A 16,066-nucleotide genomic window follows, 5' to 3' on the forward strand; every position below is an offset into this window, starting at 1 on the left:
GATCGCCGAGTTTCTTGCCGTGCCAAGGTGAACCAGCCACCGTCAGCACCAACGAATCGGCGCCACCGCGACGGCGCAAGTTCTCACGCATTTCTTCGCGAATCTTCTGCAAGGTCGCGGCATCGTCGAGTCGTTTCAACAGAGCAGGGCGGCCGCCATCGACGGCCCATCGCGGCAGCAACGCGGCACTCAGTCCTGTGCCTGATGCCAGCCAGGGATATTGATCGGCAGTGACTTTCTGTCCGCTGGCATGTGCCTCGTTGACCAGTTTGATCACGGCGTCGGCTTGACCATGCACGTCGACGCCCAGCGCTTTGATATGAGCGAAGTGCACCGGCAGGTTGGCTTCACGTCCGATGCGCAAGACTTCGCGAGTCGAGCCCAATAGCCCGATGGAATAGGACGATTCGTCGCGTTGATGCGTGTCGTAGATGCCACCTCGTTGCGCGGCTTCCTTGGCCAAGGCGATGACTTCCTCAGTCTTGGCGAAGCTCTGCGGCGCGTAAAACAAGCCGGCTGATAGACCGAACGCACCTTTACACATGCCGTCCGCGACCATCGCGCGCATCTTGCTCAACTCATCGGCAGTAGGCTCGCGTGCGTCTTGGTTGAGGACCGCAGAACGCACGCGACCGAAGCCGACATAGGCGCCGAGGTTGAGGCCGATGCCGTCGTTTTCGATCCGAGCGGCTTCAGCATCGATGTCGGGTGTGCCGGCACCGTCGACGCCGATCATCAACGTGGTCGCACCTTGGAACAGCCACGCCGGCGTCAAACGCTGCGTTGGATCTTTGGAACGAACGAACTCGTCCGGGTGAGTGTGCGGATCGATGAAGCCGGGCGCGACGATCTTGCCCTTCACATCGATGACGCGCGCCGCGCTGAAACGTTCTTTGGCGTTCTTGCCGACGTACACGATCTTGTCGCCACGAATCGCGACGTCGCCGACGCGGGAGGCCGCGTCGCTACCGTCATGGATGGTGCCGCCGGTGAGGATCAGGTCGGCCTGTTCCTTGGCGAGTGCCGGCGTGCCGGCGTAACTCGCGCAGACGGCAGCCACCGCCCATCCCAGTCGTCGGCTGAACGCACTCATTACTGGCCTACCCGAGTGAACTTGACGCCGCCTTCGAGCCGGCCGGTTTCGAGCACGAAGCCAGTCACAGCGTTGTTGGCGCCGCGCTGTAACTTCAACTTGCCGAAGTCGCCACGCAGTACATCCGGCGCTTCGAGTCGCAAGCCCGAGAAGCCTTCCGGACGGCCGCCGCTAGTGAAGCTGGAGAACACATCGATGGCCAGACCGTCGCCCTCACGCGCGAAGCGGTAGTCGGCGTCGAGTTCTTCGGAGCGATACAGCGCCGTGCCGACACCGAGTGCGGTGATGGTTTCGGCTGGAATCGACTGGCGCGTGTCGGCCGGTCTGCTGCGGTCCTGAGCCTTGGGCTTGGCACCCTTGAAGGCCTTGGGATACAGCGCCTCGGCAGCCTCCCAGTTGTACTTGCCCGGGCTGTCGGCGATGTTACAAATGGAGACGAAGCTGGCCTTGAGCTTGGGGAAGGTGATGTAGTTGCTGGAGAACGCGGCATGGCCGCCGCTGTGTTCGATCAGCTCCTGGCCGCGCAATGTGCCCACTCGCACGCCGCTTGCGTAGTGCAGGCCGTCGCCGGCATCGAAGGTTTCTCCATTGGACAGCCGGCCGGGTTCCAACATGATTTGCCGGACCTTATCAGTCCACACTTTATGACCGACGTTCAGGTCGCGGTCGTACTTGGCCATGTCGTTCACGCTGCTCATCAGTCCACCCGAGCCGCTGAATCCCGGATAGGTGTCGCGGACCTTGTAGCCGCTGGCGTCATCGCGAACGTAGCCGTGCGCCAGGTTGGCACCGGCAGGATTGTCGCCATAGCGGAAGTAGCTGCTGGTCATGCCCAGTGGTTCGAGAATGCGCTTGCGTGCGTACTCATCGAAGCGTTGCCCGGCCGCGCGTTCCACGACCTGCGCCAGCAGAAAATAACCGCCGTTGCTGTAGGTGTACTGGGACCCCGGTGTGAAGTTGAGTTCTTTCTGACGCACCATCATGCGCAGCACTTCAGGCGGCATCAGCGTTTCATAGCTCTGCGTGCCGGCCAGCGAAAACAGCCCCAACACTTCGCGCACGCCGGCGGTGTGATTCATCAACCGGCGCACCGTCACGGGCGATTCATAGCGCGGCAGCTCAGGCAGCCATTTGCGGATGTCGTCATCGATGCCGAGCTTGCCGTCGGCGATCAGCGTGGCGGCGGCCAGCGAGGTGAACTGCTTGCTGACCGAGGCCATGTAGAAAACCGTGTCCGCGGTCAGCGGTGCTTTGGTAGCCAGGTCGGCCAGGCCGTAGTTGCGCACGATCGGGGTCTGGCCATCGCGGAACACGCCGACGGAGCAGCCGGGGCGGTCGCCGCTGAAGGACGCGAAAATTTTATCCACGGCGGCGGCATCTTCTGCAGCTTTGTCCCGTGTGGCGGCGAGCGCACTGGTGACGGCCATCGTGCAGACGATCGAGAGCAGAACTTGCTTCACGCTAGATACCTCGTAGAGCGCGGACAGGCGTTGTCATCCTTCATTGTTGTCCTGGGACAAGCCGGTGCGCATATAGATTTCTTTGGGGGTTGTATAACCCGAGTGCATACCTTGGCAGGGTTGGCGTAGGCGGGCAAAGTTTTTGCTTGGAGGGATTGCCGGTCGCGCGGCGTCGGTTGTCTAAATCTTGAGTTGGACCGGAGTTTTCGCTGGCCACCATGCGGTCGGATCATCAGCTGACGCCAAATCTCGACGCCGCGGCATCGCCCGTCGACGACCTGCGCCTCGAAACGGTGCGGCACCTGATCGAGCAGCACCATCGTGCGCTCCATGCTTTCCTGATGACTCGGCTGCGGGATCCGCAAGAAGCCAAGGAAGTGGCCCAAGAGGCGTACGTGCAACTCTTGCAGTTGGATCGGCCGGATGCGATCGGTTTTCTGCGGGCCTACTTGTTCAAGACCGCCGCCAACATTGCCATCAATCGCGCCAAGCAGCGTCGGGTGCGCGGTGCCTTGGATCGCTTGGACGATCCCGAGCCGCCGGTGGATTGGCTCAGCCCCGATCGCTACGTGCTGGGCAAACAGCAGCTCTGGCTCCTGCGCCGCGCGTTGTGCGAGTTGCCGCCGAACTGCCGGCGCGCGTTCATTCTGTATCGCTTCAAAGAATGGAGTCAGGAACAGATCGCCAGTGATCTAGGCGTCAACGAACGCATGGTGCGTCATTACCTGACTCGCGCCGCTCTGTACTGCAAGTTGCGCGTGCGCGGGTGCACGCCCACCGAGGCCAAGGCGCACTTGGCGGTGAAGGAATAACGAGGCATGAAACGAACCGTGGAGGTCGCGCATCTCGATGCTGCCTGGCGCTGGGTCCTACGCCTGCGCGATGAGCAAGCAACGCCGGAGGATCTGGCGGAATGGTTGCAATGGTATGAAGCCGATGAGAGTCATCGGGCAGCGTTCGAGGAGATGCAATCGTTCTGGCACGAGACCGGACACTTGGTGGCCGGCGATGAAGAAGCCGAGGTGGCTGCGTTGTTGGCCGGGCGCGTTTCGGCCCAAGCCCAGCCGGTGTTGCGACCGTGGTGGCAGCGCCCGGTGGCCGCGCTCGCTGCGAGTGTGTTGATCGCCACGGTCGCGGTCGGCTGGGTATTGAGTTCGCAGCGGTCCGCTCCGGTGTCGACCACCGTCGATGTGCGCGAAACGTGGCTGCCCGATGGTTCGACGATCGAGCTGGCCGCCAAGTCGGCAGTGAACTCGCGCTACACCGACAGCACGCGTCTGTTGGTGATGGAAGGTGAAACCGGCGAGGCGTACTTCTCTGTAGCTCGCAATCCGAAGCGGCCCTTCATCGTGCAAGTCGGAACGATGCGCGTGCAAGCGTTGGGTACGGCATTCAACGTTCGTCGCGCTGACGATCGAGTCGTGGTGAGCGTCACTAAAGGTCTGGTCGAAGTCTCGGTGCCACGAGCAGACGGTTCGGGCGAGCCAGTCAAAGTCGGCGCGGGCAATAGAATCGTCTGGGAAGTCTCGGGCGATTCCACACCCACCATCGTGCCCGCCACCGCAGCGAGCACGCTCGCGTGGAAACAAGGCCGCCTCGAATATCACAACGAGCCGTTGGCGGCAGTGATCGCCGACGTCAATCGTTACTCGCGACAGCCCATCGTGATCGAAGACGAGGCTGCCGGTCGCATCTTGTTCTCAGGCACGGTGTTCACGCGCGCGACTGATGTGTGGATCGAATCGTTGCCGCAGGTTTTTCCAGTACGACTGGAGCCGCGTTTGTTGGGTGGCTTGTATCTGAAGAGCCGCGATTGAAGTCGAGTTCATTAAAAGTATTTGCAAATAAATTCCAGGAGACATTTCCGGCTGGCGGCGCTCGCTTGTCTTGTTTGGATATCCCGGGCAACACGCACCGGGCAAATCCAAAGAACATGGGAGAAGGATAGTGTCGACATCCGCCATCGGTTATTTGTGCCGCGTTCTGAGTCGCCCGGTAGCTGCCGCCGTCGCGATGGCCTGTGCCGTGCCGAGCTACGCGCAAGAGCAGGGTCTGACTCGCATCGTTTCTTTCGGTATCGGGCCGCAAAAGGTGTCTACCGCACTGATCGAGTTGTCGAATCAAGCGGGCGTGCAAGTGTTGATGCCGGCTGCGATCACTGATAGCAAGAGCACTCGCGGCGTACGCGGCACGATGTCCGTCGAAGAAGCGCTGCTGCAGTTGTTGGAAGGCACGCAGCTGCGCTATCGGCTCACCGGCGAGAATGTCATCGGCATCGAATCGCTCGACACACAAGTTCGCGTTCGCACGCCGCCGTCGATGCCGCACTACGCAGCGCTGACGACGGTCGCTTACACGGTGGACGACTCTGCGTATGGCAGTGGCCAGCAGGCGTCCTCGTCGCAGCCGCCGAGCAGCACTACCGAAATCTCCGAGGAACTGCAGACCGTCATCGTCACCGGCACGCGTTTCAGCAATCGCACCGAGCTCGAATCGCCAGTGCCCGTCGACGTCTTGTCTCGCGATAGTTTGCGTAGCGGTGGCTACAACGACACGCCGTCGATGTTGGCGGCGTTGGTGCCGTCTGCTTATTTTCCACCGACCAGTACTGCGAACAGCGGTTCTTTCATGAGGCGCGTGCAGATCCGCGGACTCAATTCGTCGCAAGTGTTGGTGCTGGTCAACGGCAAGCGCAAACATCTCGGTGTCAACGGCGGTACGGCTGCGGCCGATTTCAATTCCTTGCCGACCAGCTCTATCGGTCACATCGAAGTATTGCGTGACGGTGCTGCGGCTCAGTACGGCTCCGATGCGATTGCCGGTGTGGTGAACGTGATCATGCGTCATGACCTCGGCACGCAGATCGAGACATCGCTGGGTCAGACTTACGAAGGTGACGGCGAAGTCGCCGAAGTGTCGTTGGATAACGGCATCGAGATCGGCGACGGCGGCTTCTTGCACAGCTCGCTCTACTATCGCACGCGTGGCAAGACCAATCGGCAGGGCTATGACAAGCGGCAGATGTATTTCGGCACGCGGAATGGCAATCCGATCATCTTTCCGACCACCAGCATCAGTGATGCGACGCCGGTGCTGCAGTCGGGCGATGCTTTCGATCCGCGCGAATTCACTATCGATCGTTACAACACGTATCGGGTCGGCGACCCCGAGAGCGAAGACATGGGGTTGTCCATCAACGCCCAGTTGCCGCTCGGCTCGCTGACCGGATATGCATTCGGCGGCTACATGCGTCGTGAGATCGAAACGCCGTTTGTGTTCCGTGCGCCGCTCGACAACAACAATGTGCGCGCCATCTTTCCGAATGGCTTCCAACCGTTGATGGTCGGCATCGTGACTGACGGCTCTTTCACCGCGGGCATCAAGGGTGCGTTGGGTGAGTGGGACTTCGATTTCAGCCAGGGCTGGGGTTTGAACAATCTGCGGCCCTATCCCAGCAACACATTGAATCCGTCGATGGGCGTCAACAGCCCGACCACGTTCTATGCCGGCAAGTACGCCTTACAACAAGCGGTGACCAATTTCGATCTGACGCGCAGTTTGAATGTGGGTTGGCAGTCGCCGCTCAATCTGGCGGTCGGCGCGGAATTTCGTTGGGATGAATACAGCACCCAGCAGGGCAGGGCCGAAGGTTATCTGCATGGCGGCGTGGCGGTGCTCGATGGCCCGAACGCAGGCGCGATCACTGCGGCAGGCTCGCAGGGCTTCGGCGCGCTGCGTCCCACCGACGAGGTGGAGGTAGATCGAACCAACTACGCGGTGTATGCCGATTTGGAAACCACGTTCTGGGAACGGCTGACGTTGTCGGCGGCCGGGCGCTTCGAGAAATACAGCGACTTCGGTGATACCACGGATGGCAAGTTGGCATTTCGTTTCGAGGTCAACGATGTGCTGGCATTCCGAGGCAGCGCCAGCACCGGCTTCCGCGCGCCGTCGCTGGCCGATATCTATTACCTGAGCACCAGTTCCAGCTTCATCCAAGGTGTTTCCTACGTCACGCGGCGTTTCGCACCTTCCGATCCGGTGGCGCGCTTGATGGGGGCCAAGGATCTCGAGCCGGAGCAGTCCGAGAGCGTGAGTCTCGGTGTGGTGCTCAACTGGGGTGCGGATCTGAACTTCGCGGTCGATCTGTATCGCATCGAGGTTAGCGACCAGATCGTGTCCTCCAGCACCTTCAACGACACGCGGGCGCGGGCGTTTTTCGCGGCGAATGGCTATCCCAACATCAGCGGCGCCAGCTTCCCGACCAATGCCATCGACGCGCGAGTGGAAGGCATCGATGTCACGGGTCGTTACGGTATCGACTTCGCAGCCAGCCGCTTGACTTTGACCGCGGCCATGAACTTCAACAGTCGCGAGGTGACTCGAATCGCCGCGACCCCGCCGGAGTTGGCGGCGATCACCGGCATTGCCTTGTTCAATCGCGACAGTTTGATCACTTACTCGAAAGGCCAGCCGCGCCGTACTTTCAACTTTTCCGGCACCTATGAACTGGGCGACTGGACCTTCTTCGCCCGTGCGCTGTACTACGGGGAGTACTACACCGGCAACACCAATCCCATCTACGACCAGACCTTCTCGCCGGAGTGGGTCGCGGACGTGAGTCTGGCGCGTCACTTCGGCGACAAGTACACGGTCACGGTCGGCGCCAACAACGTCTTCGACGCCTATCCGGACGAGTACACCGCCATCAATAATCCGCAAGGTCCGTTCCGCTATCCTTCTTCGAGCCCATTCGGCTATAACGGCGGCTATTACTACCTGCGACTGCTCGCCAAGTTCTAACGGTTCACAGCGGTAGCGTCGATTGCGTGGCCATCCTGCCACGTAATCGGCGTGTTAACGCTCGAGGCCGAATGGTGAAGCTGTCGTTGCGAAAATGTGCTGGCCTATGCGCCGCGCCGATTGGCTTCAACAATAGGAACGACCCCTTGAGCTCGAGCCGACCCTTACGATTGATCGCCGGCATTGCCGGTACGTTGTTGTTGGCTGCAGCTGGACCCAGCGCCGCGCAGGCCGGGCTGCAGACCCCCGAGCAGTTCTTCGGCTTCCAGATGGGCGCCGATCGCAAGCTGGCCGGCTGGGACAAGCTGCATGCTTATTACGAGGCGCTGGATAAGGCGTCGGATCGGATGCAGATGGTCGAGCTCGGCAAGAGCAGCGAAGGCCGGCCGTACGTCGCCATCTTCATTTCCTCGGCTGAGAATCTGGCCAAGCTCGACCGGTTGCGTCAGCTCAATGCCCAGCTCGCCGATCCGCGCGGCGTGTCGGAAGCGCAGGCCCGGCAGATCGCCGGTGAGGCGCGTGCCGTCATCATCCAATCGTTCGCGTTGCATTCGAGCGAAGTGGCCGCGGCCCAGACGGCAGCGGAGTTCGTTTACGACAGCATCGCCCGCGAAGACACCGAAGCCAAACGGATTCGCGACAACGTCATCAACATCGTGATGCCGTCCATCAATCCCGATGGCACGCAGATGATTGCCGATTGGTACATGAAGTATGTCGGCACCAAGTTCGAAGCGTCCGGCTTGCCCTGGCTGTATCAGCGCTACGCCGGCCACGACAACAATCGCGATGGCTTTGCGTTGAACCTGCCCGAGTCGCAACACTTCGGCAAATTGATGTATCGCGACTGGGTGCCGCAGGCCTATGTCGATCATCACCAGCAAGGTGCCAACGGTGCTCGCTTGGTGATTCCGCCGTATGCCGAGCCGATTCGCCCGAATGGCGATCCGCTGGTGTGGCGTGAAATGAGCTGGTTCGGCAGTCACATGGGCACCAAGCTGGAAGGCGCGGGCAAGACCGGCGTGATCGGTTCGGCCGTGTATTCGGGTTGGGGCCACATGGGCTTCCACTGGATCACACCGTTCCACAACATCGCCGGCATGTTGACCGAGTCGGCCAGCGCGCGACTCGCAACGCCGATTTACATGCATCCGGATCAGCTGCGCGGTGAGCAGCGAAACATGCCGACTTACGAACCGCAGGTCTCCATGCCCAGCGTGTGGCCGGGCGGCTGGTGGCGCGTGCGTGACATCGTCGAACAGCAAAAGATCGCTGCGTGGTCCACCGTGGACTTGGCGGCGCGTGATCGCGAGACGCTGCTTTGGAACATGTATTTGAAAGGTGTGCGTCAGGTGGAGCGCGGCACGACGGGTGAAGTGAAGGCCTACGTGATCGAAGCTGCTCAGCACGATCCGCTGACGGTGGAGAAGCTGGTCAACATGTTCCTGCGTTCCGGCGTCGAAGTGCGGCAGGCGAAGGCCGCGTTCGTCGCCGATGGCCGTACTTACGGCGCGGGCTCGTTCGTCGTGTCCATGGCTCAACCCAAACAAAGCCTGGTGCGTTGGATGCTCGGTCGCACGTTCTATCCGGACAATACGTTCACGCGCGATCAACAAAACAATCCGATTCGTCCGTATGACCTGTCCACCGACACGTTTAACGAGTTCATGGGCGTGCGCGCCGAACCGGTAGGTGAGGCGGTATCGGTTGAACTCGCCACGCTGGCTGCGCCGTTGGTTCGTCAGGGTCGCGTCGACGCAGATGCCGGCAATGGCTACGTGCTGAGCACCAAGTTGAACGACAGTTTCCGTGCAGCGTTCTTGTTGCTGAACCAAGGCGCCAAAGTTCGGCGCGTGACGGATGCATCGGGATTCACACCCGGCGACTTCCTCGTCAGCGGTGTGAGTTCGTCACAGCTGCAAGAAGTCGCGCGTCGTACCGGCGTCGATTTCAAAGCGCTTCAACAAGCAGCGCCTGCCAACAGCTATGCGTTGCGTAAGCCGCGCATTGCCATGTTCCAGCGCTACGGCGGTGGCAACAGCGATGAGGGTTGGACGCGGTTGATGTTCGAGCAATTCGATGTGCCGTACACGACGCTGATGGACGCGCGCATCAAGAAAGGCAATCTGAACGCTGCCTTCGACACCATCATTCTGCCGTCGGATTCGGCGCAAGCCATGCTCGGCGAGCAGGGCGACGACAAGTCGGAAGAAGACGAAGAGTATGCGGACGAGCCGCCAGAGTATCGCAGCGGTTTCGGCAAGGACGGCGTCAAGGCGCTGAAGGCCTTCGTCAAGAAGGGCGGCACGTTGGTGACCTTCGGTCGCGCCGGCGAGTTGGCGGTGAATGAATTGAAGGTGCCGGTGCGCAACGTGATTGCCAAGCTGCCGTCGAAAGAGTTCTGGTCGCCGGGTTCGACGTTGAAGACTCGGTTCGACACGACCAACCCGATCGCGTACGGCATGCCGGCGCAGGGCCTGGCGTTGCTGATGGGTGGCGAAGTCTATGAACTCTCGACCTATGACAAGGGCGAGGACGTGAAAATCATCGCGACCTATCTGGACCGCGACATCCTGCAGAGCGGCTGGCTGCTCGGCGAAAAGAACATCGCCAACAAGGCTGCGGCAGTGTCGGTGAAGTACGGCGAAGGTCGAGTGGTGCTACTGGGCTTCCGTCCGCAGCATCGCGATCAGACCCACGGCACATTCAAGCTGGTGTTCAACTCGCTGCTCAATCAGTAACGTCATTCAGTCACGTCGTCATCGGGCGCCGCTGCTTTCAGCGGCGCCTGCACTTTGACCGAACGCATGGTCACCAGTGTTTTGAAGTTTTTGACGAAGTTGTCGGCGTACAGCACATCGCGCGTCATGCGCTCGAAACTCTCCATGTCTCGAGCCACGATGCGCAGCGCGAAGTCATAGTCGCCGGTGACATACCAAGCGTCCACAATCTCCGGGACGCTTTGTAGCTTCCGAATGAATTGATCCAGGATGGCGGTGCGCTCCCGTTCCAGGGTGACCAGCACGATCATGGTCAACGGCCAGCCCATGGTGCGAGGGGCGATCACGGCCACCTCCCGCTCGATGACTCTGTCCCGTTTCAACCGCTGAATGCGCCGATAGCAGGCCGGCTCGGACAGATCGACCAGTTCGGCCAGCTTGGCCATGGGCATGCGGGCGTCTTCCTGGAGCAGTTCCAGGAGCCGGAAGTCGGCGGCGTCGAGTTTCGGGTCCATGGCGATAATTTCTATCATTCTTTGCCCAAAGTTGCGAAGTTTCCGCGTCGGCGGAGCGTACTTTTATCGCCAATCTGCCCAACAACTGGCTCAGGGGACTGCCCATGACGACGCTTCAGCAACTTCAGACCATGGATCGCGCCACGGTCCTGCATCCATTCACTCATGCCAAGGACTACGCCGCCGGCACCGCCGACAGCTTCGTCGTCGAATCCGGCAAGGGCGTGCGCATCAAGGGCGCGGATGGCACCGAACTGATCGACGCCTTCGGCGGCCTGTATTGCGTGAACGTGGGCTACGGCCGCACCGAAGTGGCCGAGGCCATCGCGAATCAGGCGCACAAGCTTGCCTACTATCATTCTTATGCGGGCCACACGACCGAAGCGCTGGCTCGACTCTCGGATCGCTTGATCAAGATGGCGCCGGCCGGCATGAGCAAAGTGTTCTATGGCTTGTCCGGTTCGGACGCCAACGAAACCAATGCCAAGCTGGTTTGGTACTACAACAATCTGCGTGGCCAGCCCCGCAAGAAGAAGATCATTTCGCGTGAGCGCGGCTATCACGGTTGCTCGGTGATTTCAGGCTCGATGACCGGCCTGTCGTTCTATCACCAGCACATGGATTTGCCGCTGCCCATCATTCGTCACGCCGGTGTGCCGCATCACTACTGGGGCGCGGAGGCTGGCGAGAGCGAAGAACAGTTCTCCAAGCGTCGTGCCGCGGAACTCGAAGCGCTGATCCTGCAGGAAGGTCCGGACACCGTCGGCGCCTTCATTGCCGAGCCGGTGCTGGGCACCGGTGGTTTGATTCCGCCGCCGGCCGGGTATTGGGATGAAATCCAGGCGGTGTTGAAGCGTCACGATGTGTTGTTGATCGCCGATGAAGTGGTGTGCGGTTTCGGCCGTATCGGCACGCCATTCGGCAGCGACCGCTATGGCATGAAGCCGGACTTGATCACTGCCGCCAAGGGTTTGACCAGCGCTTACGTGCCCATGTCCGCGTCGATCATCGGCGAGCGCATTTGGAACGTGGTACGCGATGGTGCCGATCAAGTCGGCGCGTTCTCGCACGGCTATACCTACAGCGGCCATCCGCTGGCGGCGGCTGCTGCCAACGCCTGCTTGGACATCGTCGAGCGAGAGAATCTGGCGGAGAACGCCGAGAAGGTGGGCAATCACTTGCGTGGGCAGCTCATCATCGAAGTCGGCTCGAACGAATTCGTTGGCGAGATCCGCGGCGTGGGCATGTTGGCTGCGATTGAATTCGTCGCCGACCGCCAGACCAAGCGCCGCTTCGAGCCGACGGCGAAGGTCGGTGCACGCTTGTCTGCCGCCGCTCGCAAGCGTGGCTTGATCACTCGCGCCATGCCTCATGGCGACATTCTTGGCTTCGCGCCGCCGTTGGTGTTGACGCGTGCCGATGCCGACCAAATCGTCGGTATCGTCAGCGAGGCGGTGAAGGAAGTGACCGAGCAGCTCAAACGCGAACGGGTTGCCTGATGTCAGACGTGGCAGCGAAGCTCGAGCACGACGTCATCGTCGTGCGCGATCCGGACGATGAAAGTGTCGTTGGCGAAGTCAATGTGACTAGCGCTGCCGAGCTCGACCGCATCCTCGATAGGGCGGTCGCGGCTCTGAAGGCGCCGCCGCTGGCAGCTCATGAGCGTTCCAAGATCCTGACGAACGTTGCTGCACGCGTCGAAGCAGAGGCAGAGGCGCATGCGACCTTGATCGCCACCGAAGGCATCAAGACGATTCGTGAAGCGCGTCGTGAAGTCGCGCGTTGCGTAGAAACGTTGCGCTTGTCGGCGGATGAGGCCAAGCGGATCGGCGGCGCTGTGGTGCCGTTCGATCAGGCCAGTGGCGGTGTGGGTCGCATGGGGTGGTGGAAGCTGCAGCCGGCCGGTGTGGTCGCTGCGCTGACGCCTTTCAACGATCCGCTGAATCTGGTCGCGCACAAGTTGGGACCCGCGTTTGCGTTGGGTGCGCCCGTGGTGTTGAAACCGCATCCGCAGACGCCGTTCTCGGCGCTCAAGTTGGTAGAGCATTTCCTGGCGGCGGGTGCCCCGGAAGGTTCGGTGCAGATCGTTTTCGGTGGCGCCGAGTTGGGCGCTCAGTTGGCATCGGATGGTCGGCCGCGAGTCGTTTCGTTCACCGGTGGTCGTGCGGCCGGCACGGCGATTGCGGCTCGTCTCGGGCTGAAGCGTTATCTGGCTGAGTTGGGTGGCGTCGGTGTGGTGGCTGTGGCCGCCGATGCCGATCTCGAAGCGGCCGCTGATTCGATTCATTCCGGTGCGTTCTGGGCGGCTGGACAGAACTGCGTGCACTCACAGCGCATCGTCGTGGATAGCAAAGTCGCGCCGGAACTGCGTGAGCGATTGAGCGCGCTCGCTGGAAAGATGCAGCTCGGCCCGAAACGAGATGCCAGCACTGACATGGGGCCGGTGGTCGATCGCGCCGCTGCTCGCCGGGTCATGCACGAGATCGACCAGGCGCGTGCCGATGGTGCTCGCGTGTTGGCTGGTGGCTGGAGCGAAGGGACTCGTGTAGCTCCGACTTGGCTCGACGGTCTGCCGGCCAATCACAAGCTGTTGCGTCACGAGATCTTTGGGCCGGTCGCGACCCTGGAAACCGTCTCGGGAACGCCGGAGCTGTTGAGCAGCCTGGCTGGAGCAGGGGATGCCATTCACGCCGCGATCTTCACGCGTTGTCTGGAAACATCGCTGTCCGTGTACGCAATCGCCAATGCCGCGGCGGTCATCGTCAACGACAGCACCGACTTCCGCATCGACGCCATGCCGTTCGGCGGCGGCGGCCAGGCGGGGTTGGGCCGTGAAGGCGTGGCCGAGGCCATCGAAGCCATGGCCGAGAAAAAGCTGTATGTAGTTCGCCGTAGCGGCGCCTAGCGTCTGCTGCCCGGCAGTGGACGCCGGGCTTTCTGCATCTACAATACATTTCAAATAGTATGTAAGATGCAAGCCTGTGGTCGCCGCTCGGAGTTCACGTGAAGCTCGTAACTGGTATCCGCCGTAGGTCCTGGATCGGGAGCTGTGGCGTCGGGTTGGCGCTATGCGCATCGTTAGCCCTGTCTACAGCGTGGGCCGATGCGGAAGTCAGCTTCGCGAATTGGGACGTGACTCAGCCCCGGGGCAAGACGCGCACCGTGGAGTTCTCGACCACGGAAGGCACCGGCATGTCGGTGGACATTTCGCCCGACGGCCAATGGCTGCTGTTCGACTTGCTGTCGCATGTATATCGCGTGCCGGTGACCGGCGGCGAAGCGCAAAGCCTGACCCAGAACAGCGGCATCGCGCTGAACTACCACCCGAAGTATTCGCCGGACGGGCGCCAGATCGTGTTCGTCTCGGATCGCGCGGGGCAGAACAATCTTTGGGTAATGAATGCGGACGGCAGCAATCCGCGTCAGGTGTTTGCGGATCTGGATACGCCGGTCGCCGAACCCTCCTGGTCGCCTGACGGCAAAGCCATCGTCGCTGTGCGCTATTACCCGCACTCGCTGGGACCGTGGACGCGCACCAATCGAATCTGGAAATTCCCGCTCGACGGCAGCGCACCGGTCGAACTCGCGACGTCGCAGAACACGCTGGTCGACAGCCCGTCGGTCACTGCCGATGGACGTTTTGTTTATTACCACAGCAGTTCGCAGCCGGTGATCGCCGAGGGTTATTACAAGATCGGCACCAAACATGAGATTCGGCGGTTGGATTTGACCACTGGTCTGGATCAAATCGTCAGCGATACCGCCGCGCGTCGTTACTATCACCGCGAACCGTTCTCTCCGTTTGCTCCGTCGATTTCGCCGGACGGCAAGTGGCTCGCGTTCGCGCGACGCGTACCTGGCGGCGTGACTCGGCATGGCAATGTCGAGTACGCCCAACGCACTGGTTTGTGGTTGCGCAATCTGCAGACTGGCGAAGATCGACTGGTGATCGAACAGCTGACGCCGGATCAGTTGGAAACTCACACGATGTATCAGATCCGGATGTTGCCGGGCTATGCCTGGGCGCGTGACAGCCAATCCATCGTGTACTCCGAAGGCGGCAAGCTGCGTCGTCGCTATGTGGCCGATGCCAAGGCCGAGACCATCGCCTTCCGCGCGTTGGTGAAGCGTGAGATTTCCGAACAGGTGCGGCCGTCGTTCCGTGTGGCCGACGATAACTTCGATGTGAAGTTTCCGCGCTGGCCGGCGCTGTCGCCGGACGGCAAGACGCTGGCGTTCGAAGGTGCCGGCTCCATTTGGTTGCAGTCTCGCAGCGGTGGCAAGCCGAAGCGGCTGACACCGAAGGATGCCTATGCAGCCGTCACGGTCGAGCTGTCGTCGTCGTGGTCGCCGGATGGCCGCTCGATCGCATTCACTACGTGGAATGACGAAGAGGGCGGTCATATTTGGCGAGTGCCAGCAGCTGGCGGTGAGCCGCAACGTCTCAGCACGGTCGCGAGTGAATATCTGAATCCAGTGTGGAGCCCGGATGGCAGCGAGATCGTCGTGACTCGCGGCTCGGGTAACGGACTCAGAGGCCAAGGCACTGCGCGTACGCCGTGGAACGAACTCGTTCGAGTGCCTGCGGCCGGCGGTCAGATGCGAACCATCGCTCGCGTGCTGCCAGCGGGTGACGAATACATTCGTGCGACCTACTCGCTTGACGGTCGTGTCTATTACATGACGCAGGCGAGCGCCGCGGACACTAAGGCTGCGCCGGACGCGTCGACGGCGCTACGTTCTGTTCGGCCCGATGGCAGTGACGGTAAAACACACGCGACCTTCCCCTATGTATGGGATGCGCAGCTATCGCTGGATGGTAAGCACATTGCGTTCGGTACGTCCGAGAGTGTGTTTTTGGCCCCGGTTCCTTCGGGCGGCTCACAGTTCATTGATTGGATGTCTGCCAGTTCTGGCGTGCGCGAAGTCGGGCCGACCGGCGGTTTCTTTCCGCAATGGAATCGGCAGGGCAAGTTCGTGTTCGTTCGTGGCCCGCGTGCGTATGAGCTCGACGCCGGCGGCAAAGTTACGCACGAGTGGCCGCTTGATCTGCGTCTGCCCAGAGATAAGCCGCAAGGCACGTTGGCTTTGACCAACGCGCGGATCGTGACGCTCGACAATCGCAAGGTGATCGAGCAAGGCACGATATTGATTCGTGGCAATCGCATCGTCGGGCTGGGCGATGTTTCTACGGCCAAGGCGGATCGCGTGATCGATCTGCGCGGCAAGACGGTGATTCCTGGTCTGATCGATGTGCACGCTCATCACCATGATGGCTCGCAGGACGGCGAGATCGTGCCGCCGCATCGCGCGGAGTCGGCGAACTATCTTGCTTACGGCGTGACCACGACTTTCGATCCGGCGGCGCCGTCGCAGCTGGTGTTTCCTGCCGCGGATCTCACTTCTGCCGGCAAGTTGATCGGCCCCAGAATGTATAGCACTGGTGAAGTCATCGTCGGTGCTCGTGGCACCACC

General features: G+C 61.2%; 10 protein-coding genes. 7 read left to right on the top strand and 3 right to left on the bottom strand.

Annotation, left to right across the window (positions count from 1 at the left end):
• Both JNL55_RS09010 and JNL55_RS09015 read right to left on the bottom strand, forming a co-directional pair.
• Positions 1–1,093 (bottom strand): N-acyl-D-amino-acid deacylase family protein (locus JNL55_RS09010; RefSeq protein ID WP_293852227.1); only part of this gene is annotated, 1,093 nt, incomplete at its 3' end.
• A complete protein-coding gene (locus tag JNL55_RS09015) occupies positions 1,093–2,553 on the bottom strand; it encodes a serine hydrolase domain-containing protein (RefSeq protein WP_293852229.1) in 1,461 nt (486 codons plus the stop codon). The genes JNL55_RS09010 and JNL55_RS09015, both read right to left, overlap by 1 nt.
• 218 nt (positions 2,554–2,771) lie before the next feature.
• Between JNL55_RS09015 and JNL55_RS09020 the strand changes: the two genes are divergently transcribed.
• The 4 genes from JNL55_RS09020 to JNL55_RS09035 all read left to right on the top strand — a co-directional run bounded on the left by JNL55_RS09020 (position 2,772) and on the right by JNL55_RS09035 (position 10,097).
• On the top strand, positions 2,772–3,365 hold the full coding sequence (locus tag JNL55_RS09020; RefSeq protein ID WP_293852231.1) for an RNA polymerase sigma factor: 594 nt from the start codon (positions 2,772–2,774) through the stop codon (positions 3,363–3,365).
• Between the two features lie 6 nt (positions 3,366–3,371).
• Complete coding sequence (locus JNL55_RS09025; protein ID WP_293852233.1) at positions 3,372–4,370, top strand: FecR family protein; 999 nt, start codon at positions 3,372–3,374, stop codon at positions 4,368–4,370.
• A 130-nt stretch (positions 4,371–4,500) separates the two neighbouring features.
• Positions 4,501–7,356: a TonB-dependent receptor gene (locus JNL55_RS09030; protein WP_293852235.1), complete on the top strand. Its 2,856-nt coding sequence runs from the start codon at positions 4,501–4,503 to the stop codon at positions 7,354–7,356.
• Between the two features lie 146 nt (positions 7,357–7,502).
• Entirely contained in the window at positions 7,503–10,097 is a 2,595-nt protein-coding gene (locus JNL55_RS09035) for a M14 family zinc carboxypeptidase (RefSeq protein WP_293852237.1), read from the top strand.
• Positions 10,098–10,099: 2 nt separating this feature from the next.
• Here the strand turns inward: JNL55_RS09035 and JNL55_RS09040 are convergent, their stop codons facing one another.
• Positions 10,100–10,591: an Lrp/AsnC family transcriptional regulator gene (locus JNL55_RS09040; protein WP_293852238.1), complete on the bottom strand. Its 492-nt coding sequence runs from the start codon at positions 10,589–10,591 to the stop codon at positions 10,100–10,102.
• 104 nt (positions 10,592–10,695) lie between these two features.
• Here JNL55_RS09040 and JNL55_RS09045 point away from each other — a divergent pair, with 104 nt between their 5' ends.
• The 3 genes from JNL55_RS09045 to JNL55_RS09055 form a co-directional block, all read left to right on the top strand.
• Positions 10,696–12,090, top strand: coding sequence for an aminotransferase (locus JNL55_RS09045; protein WP_293852240.1), 1,395 nt, complete (start codon positions 10,696–10,698; stop codon positions 12,088–12,090).
• Positions 12,090–13,496, top strand: coding sequence for an aldehyde dehydrogenase family protein (locus JNL55_RS09050; protein WP_293852242.1), 1,407 nt, complete (start codon positions 12,090–12,092; stop codon positions 13,494–13,496). Before JNL55_RS09045 ends, JNL55_RS09050 begins: the two co-directional genes overlap by 1 nt.
• A gap of 227 nt (positions 13,497–13,723) precedes the next feature.
• The coding region (locus JNL55_RS09055) for a hypothetical protein (protein ID WP_293852244.1) at positions 13,724–16,066 on the top strand (2,343 nt) is incomplete at its 3' end.

This window comes from Steroidobacter sp., assembly GCF_016790065.1.
Taxonomy (GTDB): Bacteria; Pseudomonadota; Gammaproteobacteria; order Steroidobacterales; family Steroidobacteraceae; genus Steroidobacter.